The organism is Pseudomonas parasichuanensis (assembly GCF_021601385.1).
Classification (GTDB): Bacteria; Pseudomonadota; Gammaproteobacteria; order Pseudomonadales; family Pseudomonadaceae; genus Aquipseudomonas; species Aquipseudomonas parasichuanensis.
Genome location: NZ_BQHO01000013.1, coordinates 114,699 through 130,223, shown reverse-complemented (window position 1 = coordinate 130,223; position 15,525 = coordinate 114,699). Strand labels below are relative to the sequence as shown.

The window sequence follows — 15,525 nt, the reverse complement described above, 5'->3', positions numbered from 1 at the left end:
GCCCCCATCAGGCCCACAATTCCCCTCATTCCAGTAACACAGGCCGCCCACGGATGGCGGCGCTTTCACCACCGCTGCATAAATACAAATCAAGCGAGGTAAGAAGCATGTCTGGTAACCGTGGAGTGGTGTATCTCGGCGCGGGCAAGGTCGAGGTGCAGAAAATAGATTACCCCAAGATGCAGGACCCGCGCGGCAAGAAGATCGAGCACGGCGTCATCCTCAAGGTGGTCTCCACCAACATCTGCGGCTCCGACCAGCACATGGTCCGTGGCCGCACCACTGCCCAGGTCGGCCTGGTACTCGGCCACGAAATCACCGGTGAAATCGTCGAGCTGGGCCGCGATGTCGAGCGCCTGAAGATCGGCGACCTGGTGTCGGTGCCCTTCAACGTTGCGTGCGGGCGCTGCCGCTCGTGCAAAGAGATGCACACCGGCGTGTGCCTGACCGTCAACCCGGCCCGCGCCGGCGGCGCCTACGGCTACGTCGACATGGGCGACTGGACCGGCGGCCAGGCCGAATACGTGCTGGTGCCCTATGCCGACTTCAACCTGCTCAAACTGCCCGACCGCGACAAGGCCATGGAAAAGATCCGTGACCTGACCTGCCTGTCCGACATCCTGCCCACCGGCTACCACGGCGCCGTCACCGCTGGCGTTGGCCCGGGCAGCACCGTGTATGTCGCGGGCGCCGGCCCGGTCGGCCTGGCCGCCGCCGCCTCGGCGCGCCTGTTGGGCGCTGCCTGCGTGATCGTCGGCGACCTCAACCCGCTGCGCCTGGCCCACGCCAAGTCCCAGGGCTTCGAAGTGGTCGACCTGTCCAAGGACACCCCGCTGCACGAGCAGATCGTCGATATCCTCGGCGAGCCGGAGGTGGATTGCGCGATCGACGCCGTCGGCTTCGAAGCCCGTGGCCACGGCCATGAAGGCGCCAAGCACGAGGCCCCGGCTACCGTGCTCAACTCCTTGATGCAGGTGACCCGCGTGGCCGGCAACATCGGCATCCCGGGCCTGTACGTGACCGAAGACCCGGGCGCGGTGGATGCTGCGGCCAAGATCGGCGCGCTGAGCATCCGCTTTGGCTTGGGCTGGGCCAAGTCCCACAGCTTCCACACTGGGCAAACCCCGACCATGAAGTACAACCGCCAGCTGATGCAGGCGATCATGTGGGACCGCATCAACATCGCTGAAGTGGTGGGGGTGCAGGTGATCAGCCTGGATCAAGCGCCGGAGGGGTATGGCGAGTTCGATGCCGGGGTGCCGAAGAAGTTTGTGATTGATCCGCACAAGACCTTTAGCGCGGCGTGACGGCTGTGGAGTAAACGGAGCCCCTCTAATCGAGGGGCTTTTTTCATGGCCGCTTCAGCCATGACGCAGGCCCCTGTGGGAGCCGGCTTGCCGGCGATGAGGCCCGTCCGTGCAACGACTGACTATGAGAATCAGTCTATCTGTTACCGCGCCAAGCGAATCTCATGTATCAGTGTGAGGCCTGCGAATTTCACCGACGGGTACGCCAGCCATATACTGGCGTTGAAACTCCTGATCGTTGGCGTCGTATATTAGACTTCCCCGAGGAGCAGCTGCAGGTTCTGCAGGTTTCTCTTCGAGCAAATTTTTGTATCGCTCGTGGTTTGCCGGGCTCATGTAGCGAGGATTCTTATGTAGGCCGTCTGGCCATATTCTTTTAAAGTTTAATAAGTCATCTTGCATTGATTTTATATTCGAGAGTTGGTTTTCGTAGAGTCTAAGTTTTTGCCTCTCGGCGCTAGTGTTTCCTGGCATTGTCTTGCCTGAATATACGGGTCGGTTGATGGCTGTGTATTTTTCTACCTTCTTCGACAGGTGTTCAACCTGACTCTGTACGTTTCTATTCAGGATTGTGTATTCATTCTTGCTCATGGAGCGATGTTTGGCCTCCGCGAAAACTCTAAGCGTTGGCTTCGCAGCATGGTATCTCTGAACAAGTCTTGATGTGTTATAACCGCCTGTAATTGACTTAAATAAACTGTAATGCCCGGTGGGGTCGGTGTTGTTAACTGGATCACCGCCGCAATACGCATAAGCATTCAAGCCGCCATTTCCGAAAGGGCTGATGCTGTCCGCTGAGTGAAATCTCAAGAGCCTAGGACTGAATAGTCTGTAGCCATTACCGAGCAAGTATGCCGCTGCTACTGTCTCTACCTGCTCACCATTGAAACCGGAGCTTGTGCGCTGGGAGGGCAGGCTCGGATCATGGCCATATGCTGAGTAACAATGGGATTCTTCGTCATCGGCCTCCCCGGACACTTTAAGTACGGAGCCGTTCTGATCAACCTCCAGCAGGCCGGCTGCCTGGCTCACGCCGCTTGCGAACTCTGCAAGCGGTATGTCGGCGCTGCGGAATATGGCTCGGTGTTGCCCACCTTGGTTGACAGTAACGAGCTTGCCGTTCTGGTAGAAAAATTGAGTGGTATTGGTTTGGCGATTCATCTTGACCTCCTTATACAGACAGTGCTGCTCAATGGTGCTGAAACAGGATGCTGATCGGTATTGGGAACCGAGGCTACTGGCAAAAATGCTAGGCATGCGGACGTTGCCTACGCGGTCCGCAGTTGCTTCCTACAGTCTCTTGGAGGCAGTCGAATTATCCTACGCACCCTGTCGGCGCACGTCTGATTGTCCGGGGAAACACTGCCCACTAGGCTCTGCCGGTCGCTGAGGGCTCAGCGATCGGGGTGTGGAAACCTCTGTGGCATATGGTTGTTGTCGATATGACAGTTGTACGCGGGAGGCCTTCGGGCCTGCCGGGTTCGCCATATGCCCCGGTTTTCCACCCCGCGTACGGCTGTCACCCCAACGTGTGGAAACGCAAGGGTGGCCCATGACCACATATGGTGATCACATGAAAAAAATCGTCCCCGACCCACCCGAAGACCTCCACACCAAATTCTCACTCCCACCCGGTCAATCCCTCTCCACTGCCATCCTCGAAGGCGCCGTGCCCATCGAGGAGGTGCTGATGAACGTCTGCCATTTCATGTTCATCGCCTATACCGACGGCTACCACGCGCAGGAACTGGCGACAGGGGGCGATTTGAAGAAGCTCCAGGCGTCGAGCCTGCAACACCTCACGGTGGCCTGGGGGCAGGTGGATGCGTTGGTGGGGGCGTTGCGGCAGGTGCCGGCCTCGAGCTTTTATCGGCCACATTGAGGTGACTGGGCCATCGCCGGCAAGCCGGCTCCCACCCCGACCGCATGAGCCCAGGCTATGCGCTAACCCTGTGGGAGCTGGCTTGCCAGCGATGAGGCCCGCCAGATGAACACCGACAACCGGCCCGGAACAAAGGTCCGAACCCCCAGTCCAACCCCTCGTTTCCCGGCCATCCCGGCCGACGAGGTCCCTCCCGATGAAAGCATTCACCCTGGCAACCCTGATGACCCTGGCCGCAAGCCCGGTGTTCGCCTTCAACCTCAGCGACGTCGCCAATGCGGTATCCGCCACGCAAAACCAGGAGCAGGGCGCCCAGGTGCAGGCGCCGGCGGCCCAGGCCAACTTGCTCAACACCTTGGGCAGCGAGTTGAAGATCACCCCCGAACAGGCCATCGGCGGCGCCGGGGCCATGCTGGGGCTGGCGCGCAACAACCTCAGCGGCGACGACTATGGGCAATTGACCAAGGCCGTGCCGGGGCTGGACTTGTTGTCGGGTGCCAGTGCATTGGGCGGGTTGAGCGGCCTGGGGCAGTTGCTGGGCAACGGCAAGAATGACTCGCCCCTGGGCAACGCGCTGGGCGGTGAGGTGCAGAACCGCAACGACCTGGACACTGCGTTCAAGGCGTTGGGTTTGGAGACTGGGATGATCGGGCAGTTTGCGCCGTTGATTCTGCAATACCTGGGGCAGCAGGGGGTTGCCGGGTCGTTGTTGCAGAACCTGGGGAGTTTGTGGGCGACGCCGGCGCCGTTGGCCCAGCCATCGGTCTAATGGCCTGACACGATCGCTGTAGGAGCGGCCTTGTGCCGCGAAAGGGCTGCGTAGCGGCCCCGGCAATGTTGCATGCCACTGAAATCTTGGGGGCGCTGCGCGCCCCTTTCGCGGCACAAGGCCGCTCCTACAGAAAAGCAGACCCGCGTGAGTCAGGCGGCCTCGGCGAAGTCCACCAGGCGCACCGGTTTGCGGAAGCCGGCCGTCAGCACCGCCAGGTATGCCAAGCCTAGGGCAAACCAGCACAGCCCGATCACCAGCGTCAGCGCCGACAGGCTGGTCCACAGCCACAAGGTCAGCCCCAACCCCACCAACGGCACCGCGCCATAGCGCAGCAACCCCTTGAGGTTGCGATGCGCGCTTTCGTTCACCAGGTGCGTCTTCACCACCGCCAGGTTCACCGCCGAAAACGCCACCAGCGCGCCAAAGCTGATCAGCGAGGCGAGGGTGGCCAGGTCGATCACCAACGCCAGCAGCGAGAACGCCGACACCAGCAGGGTGGCGAACACCGGTGTGCCGAAGCGCGGCGACAGGTAGCCGAAACTGCGCTGCGGCAGCACGCGGTCGCGGCCCATGGTGAACAGGATGCGCGACACTGCCGCCTGCGAGGCCAGCGCCGAGCCCAGGCTGCCGGCAACGAAGGCGGCGGTGAAGAAGTTGGCGAGGAACTGCCCGCCGGCCTTGAGCATCACTTCGTTGGCCGCGGCATCGGCATTGGCGAAGTGGCTGCCCGGCAGCACCAGCTGGCTGACATAGGCCAGCACAGTGAACAGCAGGCCGGCGCCCAGGGTGGTGAGGATGATCGCCCGTGGCACGTCGCGGCGGGCATCCTTGCACTCTTCGGCCAGGGTGGAGACGGCGTCGAAGCCGAGGAACGACAGGCACAGCACCGCCGCCCCCGCCATCAGCGCGCCAAAGCCCGGTGCGCTGCCATCACCGCGCAGCGGCGCCAGCAGGTCTACCGGCTGCCCGGCCAGGCCCTGCCACGACAGGGCGACGAACACCCCGATGAAGACGATCTGCGCACCGACGATCAGGTTGCTGGTCTTGGCCACCGAGTGGATGCCGATCACGTTGAGCACCGTCACCAGGGCGATGGAGGCCAGCACGATGGCCCAGGCCGGGATGGCCGGGAAGGCGATGTTGAGGAACAGCCCGATCAGCAGGTAGTTGATCATCGGGATGAACAGGTAATCGAGCAGCAGCGACCAGCCGGCCAGAAAGCCGATATTGGGGCCGAAGGCCATGTTGGTGTAGGAGTACGCCGAGCCCGCGACGGGGAAGCGCCGGACCATGAAGCTGTAGGACGTGGCGGTGAACAGCATGGCCAGCAGGGTGACCAGGTAGGCGCCGGCGGTGCGGCCACCGGTGAGTTCGGTGACGATGCCGTAGGTGGTGAAGATGGTCAGCGGGACCATGTACACCAGGCCGAAGAACACCAGGGCGGGCAGGCCCAGGACACGGCGCAGTTGCGCGGGGGCGGAGCAAGGTTGGGTTGCCATCGATCAATCCTGGCTTTTTTGTAGTTGTGGTTGATCGATTTTTATCCACCAGGGTGGCTGGTGACAAACAAAGAGTTGCTAATGTCGATTATTAATATGGATTTTAATCGGGAATCTACGGTGGATTTTCCGGCCTCTTCGCGGGTAAACCCCTCCCACAGGGCGCGCGGCAACCCTGTGGGAGCGGGCTTGCCCGCGAAGAGGCCAGAGCAGGCTTAGCGCATCTCGGCCCGCAACTCTTCGATCCGCTGGTCCTTCTCCACCCACAGCTGGTTCACCCAGCCCTGCACGGTCTGGCGGAACACCGGATCATTCTCGTAATCGCCCGCACACAGCGCCGGGTCCAGCTCACGCACGCGAATGTCGATGATCACCCGGCTGATGCTGCCGTTGAGCAGGTCCCAGAACCCCGGTGCCTTGTTACCCGGGTAGACGATGGTCACGTCCAGCAACGCATCCAACTGCTCGCCCAGCGCCGCCAGTACGAAGGCCACACCGCCAGCCTTGGGCTTGAGCAGGTGGCGGTAGGGCGACTGTTGCTGGGCATGCTTGGCCGGGGTGAAGCGGGTGCCTTCGAGGTAGTTGACCACGGTCACCGGCTGGCGCTTGAACAGCTCGCAGGCGGCCTTGGTGATTTCCAGGTCCTTGCCCTTGAGTTCCGGGTGCTTGTCGAGGAAGGCCTTGCTGTAGCGCTTCATGAACGGGTAATCCAGCCCCCACCAGGCCAGGCCCAGCAGCGGCACCCAGATCAGCTCCTTCTTGAGGAAGAACTTGAAGAACGGCACCCGGCGGTTGAGGCTTTCGATCAGCGCGGGGATATCGACCCAGGTCTGGTGGTTGCTGATGCACAGGTACGAGGTGTCCTGGCGCAGGGTGTCGACGCCGCGCACATCCCACAGGGTGGGGATGCACAGGGCGAAGATGGCCTTGTCGATTTCCGACCAGCTTTCGGCCATCCACATCACCCCGGCCGAGGCATAGTCGCGGCCGCGGCCGGGCAGCACCAGCTTGAGCAGGGCGAAAGCCAGCAGCGGGCCGATCATCACCAGGGTGTTGAGCAGCAGCAGGGTGGTGGTGAGGATGCCGGTCAGCAGGCGACGCATAAGGGAACTCGTGTTGTGTGAAAGGTACGGGCGGCAATGATAAGCAGCCCGGGGGCCTTAGCCAAACGTCGTACGTCCATTAAGTGGCACAAATGTTTCACATTGTGTTGTTTAACCTGTGGCAACGAACCTATCCTGCCCGCGCAGTCTAAGCACTGACCCCTCTCAAGGAAGCCTGCCCCGTGAAACCCTTGCTTGCCCTGCTGTCCCTGTTGGCGCTGCCGGTCATGGCCGCCGAGCCCACGCTCTACGGCCGTTACGAGAACATCAAGCTGCCGGAGATCGGCGAAACCCTGAAAGCCAAGATGGACACCGGTGCCTACACCGCGTCGCTGTCGGCCAAGGACATCGAGCTGTTCACCCGCGACGGCCAGGAGTGGGTGCGCTTTCGCCTGGCGACCAAGGACGCCGATGGCAAGGTCTACGAGCATGAGGTTTCGCGCATCAGCAAAATCAAGAACCGCGCCGACGAGGACGAGGAGGGCGACGCCCCCGAGCTGTCCCGCCGCCCGGTGGTCGACCTGGAGCTGTGCCTGGGTGACGTGAAGCGCACCGTGGAGGTGAACCTGGTGGATCGCAGCAACTTCAACTACCCGCTGCTGATCGGCGCCAAGGCATTGAGGAAGTTCAAGGCGGCGGTAAACCCGGCAGAGAAATTCACGGCGGGCAAGCCGAGCTGCTGATGCAGCAGCTGCAAGCTTCAAGCGGCAAGCTGCAAGACACGGCAGATCGGTGTAACGTGCCGCGATCCGCTTTTACTTGACGCTTGCAGCTTGAGGCTTGCCGCTCAGATGCCCCACATCCTCATTGTCGAAGACGAATCCGCCATCGCCGACACCCTGGTCTACGCCCTGCAGGCTGACGGCCACAGCACCGAATGGGTGACCCTGGGCAGCGCCGCGGTCGAGCAGCAGCGCCTGCGCCCGGCGGACCTGGTGATCCTCGACATCGGCCTGCCCGACATCAGCGGCTTCGAAACCTGCCGCCAACTGCGCCGTTTCAGCGAGGTGCCAGTGATGTTCCTCAGCGCCCGCGATGCCGAGATCGACCGCGTGCTGGGCCTGGAAATCGGCGCCGACGACTACGTGGTCAAGCCCTTCAGCCCGCGCGAAGTGGCGGCCCGGGTGCGGGCGATCCTCAAGCGCATGGCGCCACGCAGCGCGCCGGCCGCCGACAGCACGCCGTTCCAGCTCGACAGCCTGGCCATGCGCATCGTCTACCGCAGCCAGGCGCTGGCGCTGACCCGCCACGAATTCCGCCTGCTGCAATGCCTGCTCGAACAACCGCGCCGGGTGTTCAGCCGCGAGCAGTTGCTCGACGGCCTGGGCGTGGCCTCGGACGTGGGCTACGAGCGCACCATCGACAGCCATATCAAGAGCCTGCGCGCCAAGCTACGCCAGGTGGCCGCCGACGCCGAGCCGATCCAGACCCACCGCGGCCTGGGCTACAGCTACAGCCCGGAGCACGCCTGATGCGCCTGGGGATCCGCATCTTCCTGGTGTACTTCCTGTTCGTCGGGCTGGCCGGTTACTTTTTGCTCAACACCGTGCGCGAACAGATCCGCCCGGTGGTGCGCCAGTCCTCCGAAGAGACGCTGGTGGACACCGCCAACCTGCTGGCGGAAATCCTCCATGACGACGTCAAGCGCGGCACCCTGGACCAGAGCCGCCTGTCGCAGGTGCTGCAATCCTACGGTGAGCGCCGCCCCAGCGCGCAGATCTGGGGGCTGGCGAAGAACCAGGTCAGCCACCGTATCTACGTCACCGACGCCAAGGGCATCGTGTTGCTCGATTCCAGCGGCCAGGCCCTGGGCAAGGACTACTCGCGCTGGAACGATGTCTACCTCACCCTGCGCGGCCAGTACGGCGCGCGCTCGACCCGCAGCGACCCGGACGACGAAAGCACCTCGGTGATGCATGTGGCGGCGCCGATCCTCGATGACGGGCAGATCATCGGCGTGGTGACGGTGGCCAAGCCCAACAGCTCGCTGCAACCCTACATAGACCGCTCCGAACAGCGCCTGCTGACCCTCGGGCTAGGCTTGATCGTGCTCGGCCTGTTGGTGGGCGCGGCGCTGTCGTGGTGGCTGACCCGCTCGCTGCGCCGGCTCACCCACTATGCCCAGGCGGTCAGCGAAGGCGAGCGCGCCGCCTTGCCGCATTACAAGGGCGGCGAGCTGTTGCAGCTGGCCACGGCAGTGGAGCGCATGCGTACGCAGCTGGAAGGCAAAGCCTATGTCGAGCGCTACGTGCACACCCTCACCCATGAGCTCAAGAGCCCGCTGGCGGCGATCCGTGGTGCCTCGGAGCTGCTCCAGGGCGCCATGCCGGATGAACAGCGGGCGCGTTTCGCCGGCAACATCGAGCGCGAGAGCGAGCGGCTGCAGCAGATGATCGAGCGCCTGCTCAACCTGGCCCGGGTCGAGCAGATGCAGGCGCTGGAGGACGAACAACAGGTGGCATTGGCGGCGCTGGTGGATGAACTGCTGCTGGCCCATGGGGCGCGCATCGACAGTGCGGGCTTGCAGGTGCGCCAGCGGGTGCCGGTGGAGATGCGCCTGTGGTGCGACCCGTTCCTGATGCGCCAGGCGCTGGCCAACTTGCTGGACAACGCCCTGGACTTCACCCCGCCGGGCGGCGCCTTGCTGTTCGAGCTGGAGCGTGACGGCGAGCGGGTGGCGCTGAGCCTGTTCAACCAGGGGCAGGCGATTCCCGAGTACGCGCTGGGGCGGGTGAGCGAGCGGTTCTATTCGCTGCCAAGGCCGGGTACCGGGCGCAAGAGCACCGGGCTGGGGCTGAACTTCGTTGCCGAGGTGATGCAGCTGCATGGCGGTTCGCTGGCGGTGGACAACGTGCCGGGCGGGGTGCGGGTGCGGTTGTGGCTGCCGGCGCGGCGGGTTGGTTGAATCGCCGGGGGCGCTTCGCGCCCCTTTTCGCCGGCAAGCCGGCTCCCACAGGTACTGTGGATTGCCTGATGTAGGAGAGCAGCCCCAATCTCCACACAATCTCCACATTCCCTCCCTGAGGGCTCCACGCAGCGGGCAGACACTGGCCCCATCGCACACGGAGCCCTACCCCATGAACAAGACCCTAGGTTTCAAGCTCGGCCTGATCGCCGTGCTGATGCTGCTGCTGCTGATCCCGCTGCTGATGATCGGTGGCCTGATCGACGAGCGCCAACAGCTGCGCAACAACGTGCTGGGCGAAATCGCCGCCAGCTCAAGCTTCGACCAGATCGTCAGCGGCCCGCTGCTGGTGGTGCCGTATCGCAAGTACGAACGGCGCTGGATCGACAAGGACGGCAAGAGCGTGCAGGAAACCAGCACGGTGCAGGGCCACCTGTACTTCCTGCCGGAAACCTTCGCGATGGACGTGGGCGTCGAAACCGAGCTGCGCGCCCGCGGCATCTACCAGGCGCGCCTGTTCCACGCCAAGAGCCAGATCAGCGGCCGTTTCAAGCTGCCCGAGCGCTGGGGCATCGACAAGGACTACGACGACTACCGCTTCGACAAACCCTTCCTGATGGTCGGCATCAGCGATATTCGCGGCATCGAGAACAGCCTGGAGCTGACCCTGGACGACCAGCGCCTGCCCTTCGAGGCCGGCAGTGGGGTCGACTGGCTGCCCGGCGGCGTGCATGTGGCCTTGCCGCAGCTGGCGGACCAGCAGGCCCGTGAATTCAACTACGCCTTCGACCTGGCCCTGCTGGGCACCGGCCAGCTGGCGGTGCTGCCGGTGGGCCGCAGCAGCACGGTGGACATGCGCGCCAACTGGCCGCACCCAAGCTTCGTCGGCAGCTACCTGCCCAGCCGCCGCGCCATTGACGACAAGGGCTTCAGCGCCCACTGGCAGACCTCGTTCTTCGCCACCAACATGGAGGAGGTACTGCGCCTGTGCGCCACGGCGCAGAAGTGCGGCGACTTCAACGAACGCGCCTTTGGCGTCAGCTTTGTCGACCCGGTGGACCAGTACCTCAAGAGCGAGCGGGCAATCAAATATGCGCTGCTGTTCATTGCCCTGACCTTTGCCGGCTTCTTCCTGTTCGAGGTGCTGAAGAACCTCAGCGTGCACCCGGTGCAGTACATCCTGGTGGGCGTGGCCCTGGCGTTCTTCTACCTGTTGCTGCTGTCGCTGTCGGAGCACCTGGGGTTTGGCCTGGCCTATGGGCTGTCGGCGTCGGGGTGCGTGCTGCTGATCGGCTTCTACCTGGCGCATGTACTGCGCAGCCTGGGGCGCGGGGTGGGCTTTGCGGCGGGGCTGGCGGCGCTGTACGCGATGCTCTATGGGCTGCTCAGTGCAGAGGACTACGCACTGCTGATGGGGTCGCTGCTGTGCTTCGGGCTGCTGGGGGTGTTCATGGTGCTGACCCGTCGGCTGGACTGGTCGCGGGTGGGGAGGTTGGGATGAGGGAGGATAGAGAGATCGGGCGGTGGTTGGCCTGGAAGATCGGACAGTTGTTCCCTGTGATACCGGGTTAAAGCATTCGCGGGTAAACCCGCTCCCACAGGCATAGCGACATACCTGTGGGAGCGGGTTTACCCGCGAAGAGGCCCTTCAGGCTTGCGGTAAGGTCGCCTGCATTGATGGCCGTTGGCTCACCTCGGCATACCACGCCGCCAGCCCTGGCTGCTGCTCACGCCAGCCGAACTCAGGCTGGCGCAGGTCCAGATACCCCAGCGCACAGGCCACGCCAATCGCCGCCAGGTCGAACCCCGAGGCCAGCTCCGCCAGGTGCTCCTGCTCCAGGTTGGCCAGGCTGCGGCGGATCTTCCCGGTCTGTGCCTCGACCCAACCGTCCCACTGTTTGTCTGCCGGGCGCAGGAAGGTTTCGTAGCGCGTGGCCACGGCGGCATCCATGATGGCGTCGGCCTGGGAGACCAGGGTCAGCCGGCGCCAGCGTGCCGAGCCTTCGCGGGGCAGCAGCGGGTTGCCGACGTGGCGGCTGTCGAGGTACTCGCAGATCACCCGGCTGTCATGCAGCACACTGCCGTCGTCCAGGCGCAGGGCCGGGATCTTGCCGATCGGGTTGCCCTGGTTGAGCTGCTCGTCACCACTCACCGGGCTGATGTTCACGCCTTGCAGGGTGACGTCGCCCAGTTGCCCGGTCTCGTGCAGCACCACCATGACCTTGCGCACGAACGGCGACAGCGGTGAATGGAACAGGATCATGGCTCAGTTACCTTGCAGGCTGGGTGGCAGGCACACGCCCAGGCCGCCGATGCCGCAATAGCCGTCGGGGTTCTTGGCCAGGTACTGCTGGTGGTAGGCCTCGGCGAAATACACGGTCGGTGCCTGGTCGATCTCGGTGGTGATCTCGCCGAAGCCGGCCTTGCCCAGTTCGGCCTGGAACGCATCACGGCTGGCCTTGGCTTCTTCCAGTTGCTGCGGCGAGGTGCAGTAGATGGCCGAGCGGTACTGGGTGCCGATGTCGTTGCCCTGGCGCATGCCCTGGGTGGGGTTGTGCAGCTCCCAGAACATCGCCAGCAGTTCGCGGTAGCTGACCTTGTCCTTGTCGAACACTACCAGCACCACTTCGGTGTGGCCGGTCAGGCCCGAGCAGACTTCTTCGTAGGTGGGGTTGGGGGTGAAGCCGCCGGCATAGCCGACCACGGTGCTGACCACGCCTTCGCGCTGCCAGAAGCGCCGCTCCGCGCCCCAGAAGCAGCCCAGGCCGAAGATGGCGAAGTCGATGGCACCTTCGAAGAACGGGCCGAGCAGCGGGGTGCCTTCGAACACGTAGTGGAACTCGGGCAGGGTCATCGGGGTTTCGCGGCCAGGCAGGGCCTGTTCCGCGGTGGGCAGGACGTTTTTGTTCACCAGGATTTCCGAACGCAGGACCATGGCCGTTCCTCTGTGTTTTTTCAGTGGGATAGGTGCTGGCCCTATCGCCGGCAAGCCGGCTCCCACAGGTATTGAGCTGAACCCTGTGGGAGCCGGCTTGCCGGCGATGGGGCCCGAATGGTTTCTATAGTGCCCGAGGTTGGCGCCGCTGTCAGGCCAGCGGCCCACGCGGATAGCGCTTGAGCTTTTCGGTCAGCTCGCGCCCGGGGATCGGCCGATCGAACAGGTAGCCCTGGCCCACGTCGCAGCGGTGCCGGCGCAGGAACGCCAGCTGCTCCGGCGTTTCGATACCCTCGGCGACCACCTTGAGCTTGAGGTTGTGGGCCATGGCCACCACCGCCGAGGTGATCTCCATGTCGTCCTGGTTGTCGGGGATCTCGTTGATGAAGCTGCGGTCGATCTTGATGATGTCGATCGGGAACTTCTTCAGGTAGCTCAGCGACGAGTAGCCGGTGCCGAAGTCGTCCATGGCGAGGGTCAGGCCCAGGGCCTTGAGCTCGTCGAGCTGGCGGTGGGTGTCTTCGCTGGCTTCGAGCAGCAGGCCTTCGGTCAGCTCCAGCTCCAGCAGGTGTGGCGGCAACGCTTCCTCCTTGAGGATGCTGCCGATCGAGTTCACCAGCTCCGGGTCGGAGAACTGCTTGGGCGACAGGTTGATGGCCACGTGCAGGTTGCCCATGCCGGCCTCGCGCAGTTCCAGGCTCATGCGGCAGGCCTGGCGCACCACCCACTTGCCGATGGGGATGATCAGGCCGGTCTCTTCGGCCACGCTGATGAACTGGTCGGGGCGGATCATCCCGCGTTCGGGGTGGTTCCAGCGCAGCAGTGCCTCCAGCCCCAGCAGGCGACCGCTGCGCAGGCACAGCTTGGGCTGGTAGAACACTTCCAGCTCGTTCTGGGTCAGTGCCCGGCGCAGGTTGTTTTCGACGAACAGCTTGTAGCTGGCCTCGGCATTGAGCACTTCGGTGAACACCTGCACCTGGTGCTTGCCGTTGGCCTTGGCCTTGTGCAGGGCGAGGCCTGCGTTTTTCATCAGGGTGGCCGGGTCGCTGCCGTGCAGGGGCGCGCAGGCCAGGCCCACCGAGGCGGTGACGTTGATCAGCTGGTTGTCGACGAACATCGGTTTGTCGAGGGTGCGCAGCAACTGGTGGGCCACGCCATGGCCATCCTCGAGGGTGGTGTCGTCGAGCAGCACGGCGAACTCGTTGCTGGCGAAGCGCGCCAGGCTGCCGCCGCTGCTCAGGCTGTTGCGCAGGCGCCGGGCCAGGCTGATCAGCAGCTTGTCGCCGGTCTGGTGGCCGAGGCTGTCGTTGATCCGCTTGAAGTTGTCGATGTCCACCAGCAGCAGGCTGATGGGGCTGCTGCTGTCGCGGGCGAAACGCTCGTCGAGGTTGCGGATGAACGCCGGGCGGTTGCCCAGGTTGGTCAGGTTGTCGGTGTAGGCCAGGCGCTCGATGCGTTGTTGCGCCAGCTTGGTCTGGGTGACGTCTTCGTAGATGCCGATGTAGTGCGTCAGCTCGCGGTTGTCGCCGTACACCTTGGAGATCGACAGCTGGCCCCAGTAGGGTTCGAGGTTCTTGCGCCGGCTCTTGAACTCGCCTTGCCAGCTGTTGCCCATGGCCAGGCTCGACGGTGAGTCGAACAGCAGCTCGCTCAGGTTTTCCAACGCTGGCAGCTCGGCCAGGTGGTGGCCCTGGACCTCTTCGGTGCTGTACTGGGTGATGGCGGTGAAGCTGGGGTTCACGTACTCCACCACGCCGTCGCGGTTGACCAGCAGGAAGGCGCTGGCGCTCTGTTCCACGGCGCGTTGGAACAGGTGCAGGGCGTTGGCGGCGGTGCGCCGGTTGTGGTTGTTGATCACTTGCGCGAACTGGTCGGCCAGCTCGCCGGCAAAGGCGATTTCGTCCGACTGCCAGGCCCGTGGCCGGCCGGTCTGTTCCAGGCACAGCACGCCCACCACCTGGCCGTCGATGCGGATACTGGCATCGAGCATGGCGTTGTCGTCGGTGGGGTAGAGCAGCTCGGCCATTTCGCGGGTGCGCGGGTCGTGGCTGGCGTTGTGGGCGTCGATGGCGCGGCTGGCGTGCAGGGCTTCGAGGTAGTCGGGGAAGCGGCTGGCGTCGATCGGCTCGGGCAGGCGGTGCAGTTGCTCGTGGTGGTACCAGGCGCTGATCGGCTCCAGGCGCTGCTCGTGCAGGTACCAGATGCTGGCGCAGTCGACCTTGTAGATCTCGCAGGCGCTTTGGGTGATCAGCTCGGCGGCTTCCAGTAGCGAGTTGCCGATGCTGTAGCGCTGGCGGGCCAGGCGCAGGATCAGGTCTTGCTGGGCGCGCACCCGGTCGAGGTGTTCGAGCTGCTCCTGCTGGGCACGCTGGTTGAGCTGCAGGGCCAGTTGCAGGCGATTGTTGCGCGACTCGAGATCGTTTGCGTCGAGGTCGCCGATATCGTCCTGCTGGTCGTCCAGCACCGTCAGGTAGCCGCGCAGCAGCTGGCGGTTGTGCTGCTTGTAGCTTTCGCCCACTTCCAGCAGGCGCAGCGGCGTGGGGCCGGCATGCAGGGAGTAGCGCACGCGGTAGTGGCCACGCTGGGCCAGTTGCAGTTGGATCTCGTCGTGCAGCTTGTAGCGTGCCTCCGGCTCCATGAGGCTGGCGTAGGGCGAGCCGACCAGGGCGCAGAGTTCGGCGGCGGCCAGGCCGAATTGCCGCTCGCAGGCGGGGTCGACGTAGAGCATGGCCCAGCTGGCCTCGTTCAGCCGTTCGAAACGCAGCATGCCGAGCCGCGAGGGCACGGGTAGCTGCGTGACGACCTCGGCCACCACACGGCTGGTGGCATCGGGTTGGCTTTTCATCGAAGACTCGCTTGAACAGGGAGCACCGGCTGGAGCGCGGCGCATCGGGCAAGGTTGCATCATGTCCCGTGGGCTGGCAAGCGGCCATGCGGGATGCTGTGAGCAGGTTGTCGGCTGGAGGGGGGGAATCTATAGGGCAGGGGGCCGCCTTGCGGCCCTTTCGCCGGCAAGCCGGCTCCCACACCGACCGCGTTAACCTCAAGCCATGTGCCGCCCTTGTGGGAGCTGGCTTGCCAGCGATGGGGCCGGCGCAGGCAACATGCGGGAGCGCTGGCTT

At 64.1% G+C, this 15,525-nt stretch carries 13 protein-coding genes; 7 read left to right on the top strand and 6 right to left on the bottom strand.

Annotation, left to right across the window (positions count from 1 at the left end; genetic code table 11):
- Nucleotides 1-107 precede the first annotated feature (107 nt).
- Nucleotides 108-1,307, top strand: coding sequence for a formaldehyde dehydrogenase, glutathione-independent (gene fdhA, locus L6D77_RS12980; protein ID WP_232883749.1), 1,200 nt, complete (start codon nt 108-110; stop codon nt 1,305-1,307).
- Nucleotides 1,308-1,469: 162 nt separating this feature from the next.
- Here the strand turns inward: fdhA and L6D77_RS12975 are convergent, their stop codons facing one another.
- Nucleotides 1,470-2,468, bottom strand: coding sequence for an RHS repeat-associated core domain-containing protein (locus L6D77_RS12975; RefSeq protein WP_232883750.1), 999 nt, complete (start codon nt 2,466-2,468; stop codon nt 1,470-1,472).
- Nucleotides 2,469-2,880: 412 nt separating this feature from the next.
- Between L6D77_RS12975 and L6D77_RS12970 the strand changes: the two genes are divergently transcribed.
- Both L6D77_RS12970 and L6D77_RS12965 read left to right on the top strand, forming a co-directional pair.
- Nucleotides 2,881-3,189, top strand: a complete 309-nt coding sequence (locus L6D77_RS12970; RefSeq protein WP_232883752.1) for a hypothetical protein — start codon at nt 2,881-2,883, stop codon at nt 3,187-3,189.
- 196 nt (nt 3,190-3,385) lie between these two features.
- Nucleotides 3,386-3,958, top strand: coding sequence for a DUF2780 domain-containing protein (locus L6D77_RS12965; protein WP_232883754.1), 573 nt, complete (start codon nt 3,386-3,388; stop codon nt 3,956-3,958).
- A 152-nt stretch (nt 3,959-4,110) separates the two neighbouring features.
- On the opposite strand, the gene L6D77_RS12960 is transcribed toward L6D77_RS12965, so the two are convergent.
- Nucleotides 4,111-5,460, bottom strand: a complete 1,350-nt coding sequence (locus L6D77_RS12960; protein WP_232883755.1) for an APC family permease — start codon at nt 5,458-5,460, stop codon at nt 4,111-4,113.
- A 215-nt stretch (nt 5,461-5,675) separates the two neighbouring features.
- Entirely contained in the window at nt 5,676-6,563 is an 888-nt protein-coding gene (locus L6D77_RS12955; protein WP_232883756.1) for an acyltransferase, read from the bottom strand.
- Nucleotides 6,564-6,745: 182 nt separating this feature from the next.
- Between L6D77_RS12955 and rloA2 the strand changes: the two genes are divergently transcribed.
- From rloA2 to creD, 4 genes are all read left to right on the top strand, one after another.
- Nucleotides 6,746-7,246 (top strand): retropepsin-like aspartic peptidase RloA2, encoded by a 501-nt coding sequence (gene rloA2 / locus L6D77_RS12950; protein WP_232883757.1) that lies wholly within the window; start codon nt 6,746-6,748, stop codon nt 7,244-7,246.
- A gap of 108 nt (nt 7,247-7,354) precedes the next feature.
- Nucleotides 7,355-8,035: a two-component system response regulator CreB gene (gene creB, locus L6D77_RS12945; RefSeq protein WP_232883758.1), complete on the top strand. Its 681-nt coding sequence runs from the start codon at nt 7,355-7,357 to the stop codon at nt 8,033-8,035.
- The gene (gene creC, locus L6D77_RS12940; RefSeq protein WP_232883759.1) at nt 8,035-9,468 is read left to right on the top strand and encodes a two-component system sensor histidine kinase CreC; all 1,434 of its coding nucleotides are present in this window, start codon (nt 8,035-8,037) and stop codon (nt 9,466-9,468) included. Before creB ends, creC begins: the two co-directional genes overlap by 1 nt.
- A 172-nt stretch (nt 9,469-9,640) precedes the next feature.
- The gene (gene creD, locus L6D77_RS12935) at nt 9,641-10,969 is read left to right on the top strand and encodes a cell envelope integrity protein CreD (RefSeq protein ID WP_232883760.1); all 1,329 of its coding nucleotides are present in this window, start codon (nt 9,641-9,643) and stop codon (nt 10,967-10,969) included.
- Nucleotides 10,970-11,116: 147 nt separating this feature from the next.
- On the opposite strand, the gene L6D77_RS12930 is transcribed toward creD, so the two are convergent.
- The 3 genes from L6D77_RS12930 to L6D77_RS12920 all read right to left on the bottom strand — a co-directional run bounded on the left by L6D77_RS12930 (nt 11,117) and on the right by L6D77_RS12920 (nt 15,248).
- Nucleotides 11,117-11,731: a glutathione S-transferase gene (locus L6D77_RS12930; RefSeq protein WP_232883761.1), complete on the bottom strand. Its 615-nt coding sequence runs from the start codon at nt 11,729-11,731 to the stop codon at nt 11,117-11,119.
- Between the two features lie 3 nt (nt 11,732-11,734).
- A complete protein-coding gene (gene msrA, locus L6D77_RS12925) occupies nt 11,735-12,403 on the bottom strand; it encodes a peptide-methionine (S)-S-oxide reductase MsrA (RefSeq protein WP_232883762.1) in 669 nt (222 codons plus the stop codon).
- A gap of 151 nt (nt 12,404-12,554) precedes the next feature.
- Nucleotides 12,555-15,248 (bottom strand): putative bifunctional diguanylate cyclase/phosphodiesterase, encoded by a 2,694-nt coding sequence (locus tag L6D77_RS12920; RefSeq protein ID WP_232883763.1) that lies wholly within the window; start codon nt 15,246-15,248, stop codon nt 12,555-12,557.
- Between the last annotated feature and the right edge of the window lie 277 nt (nt 15,249-15,525).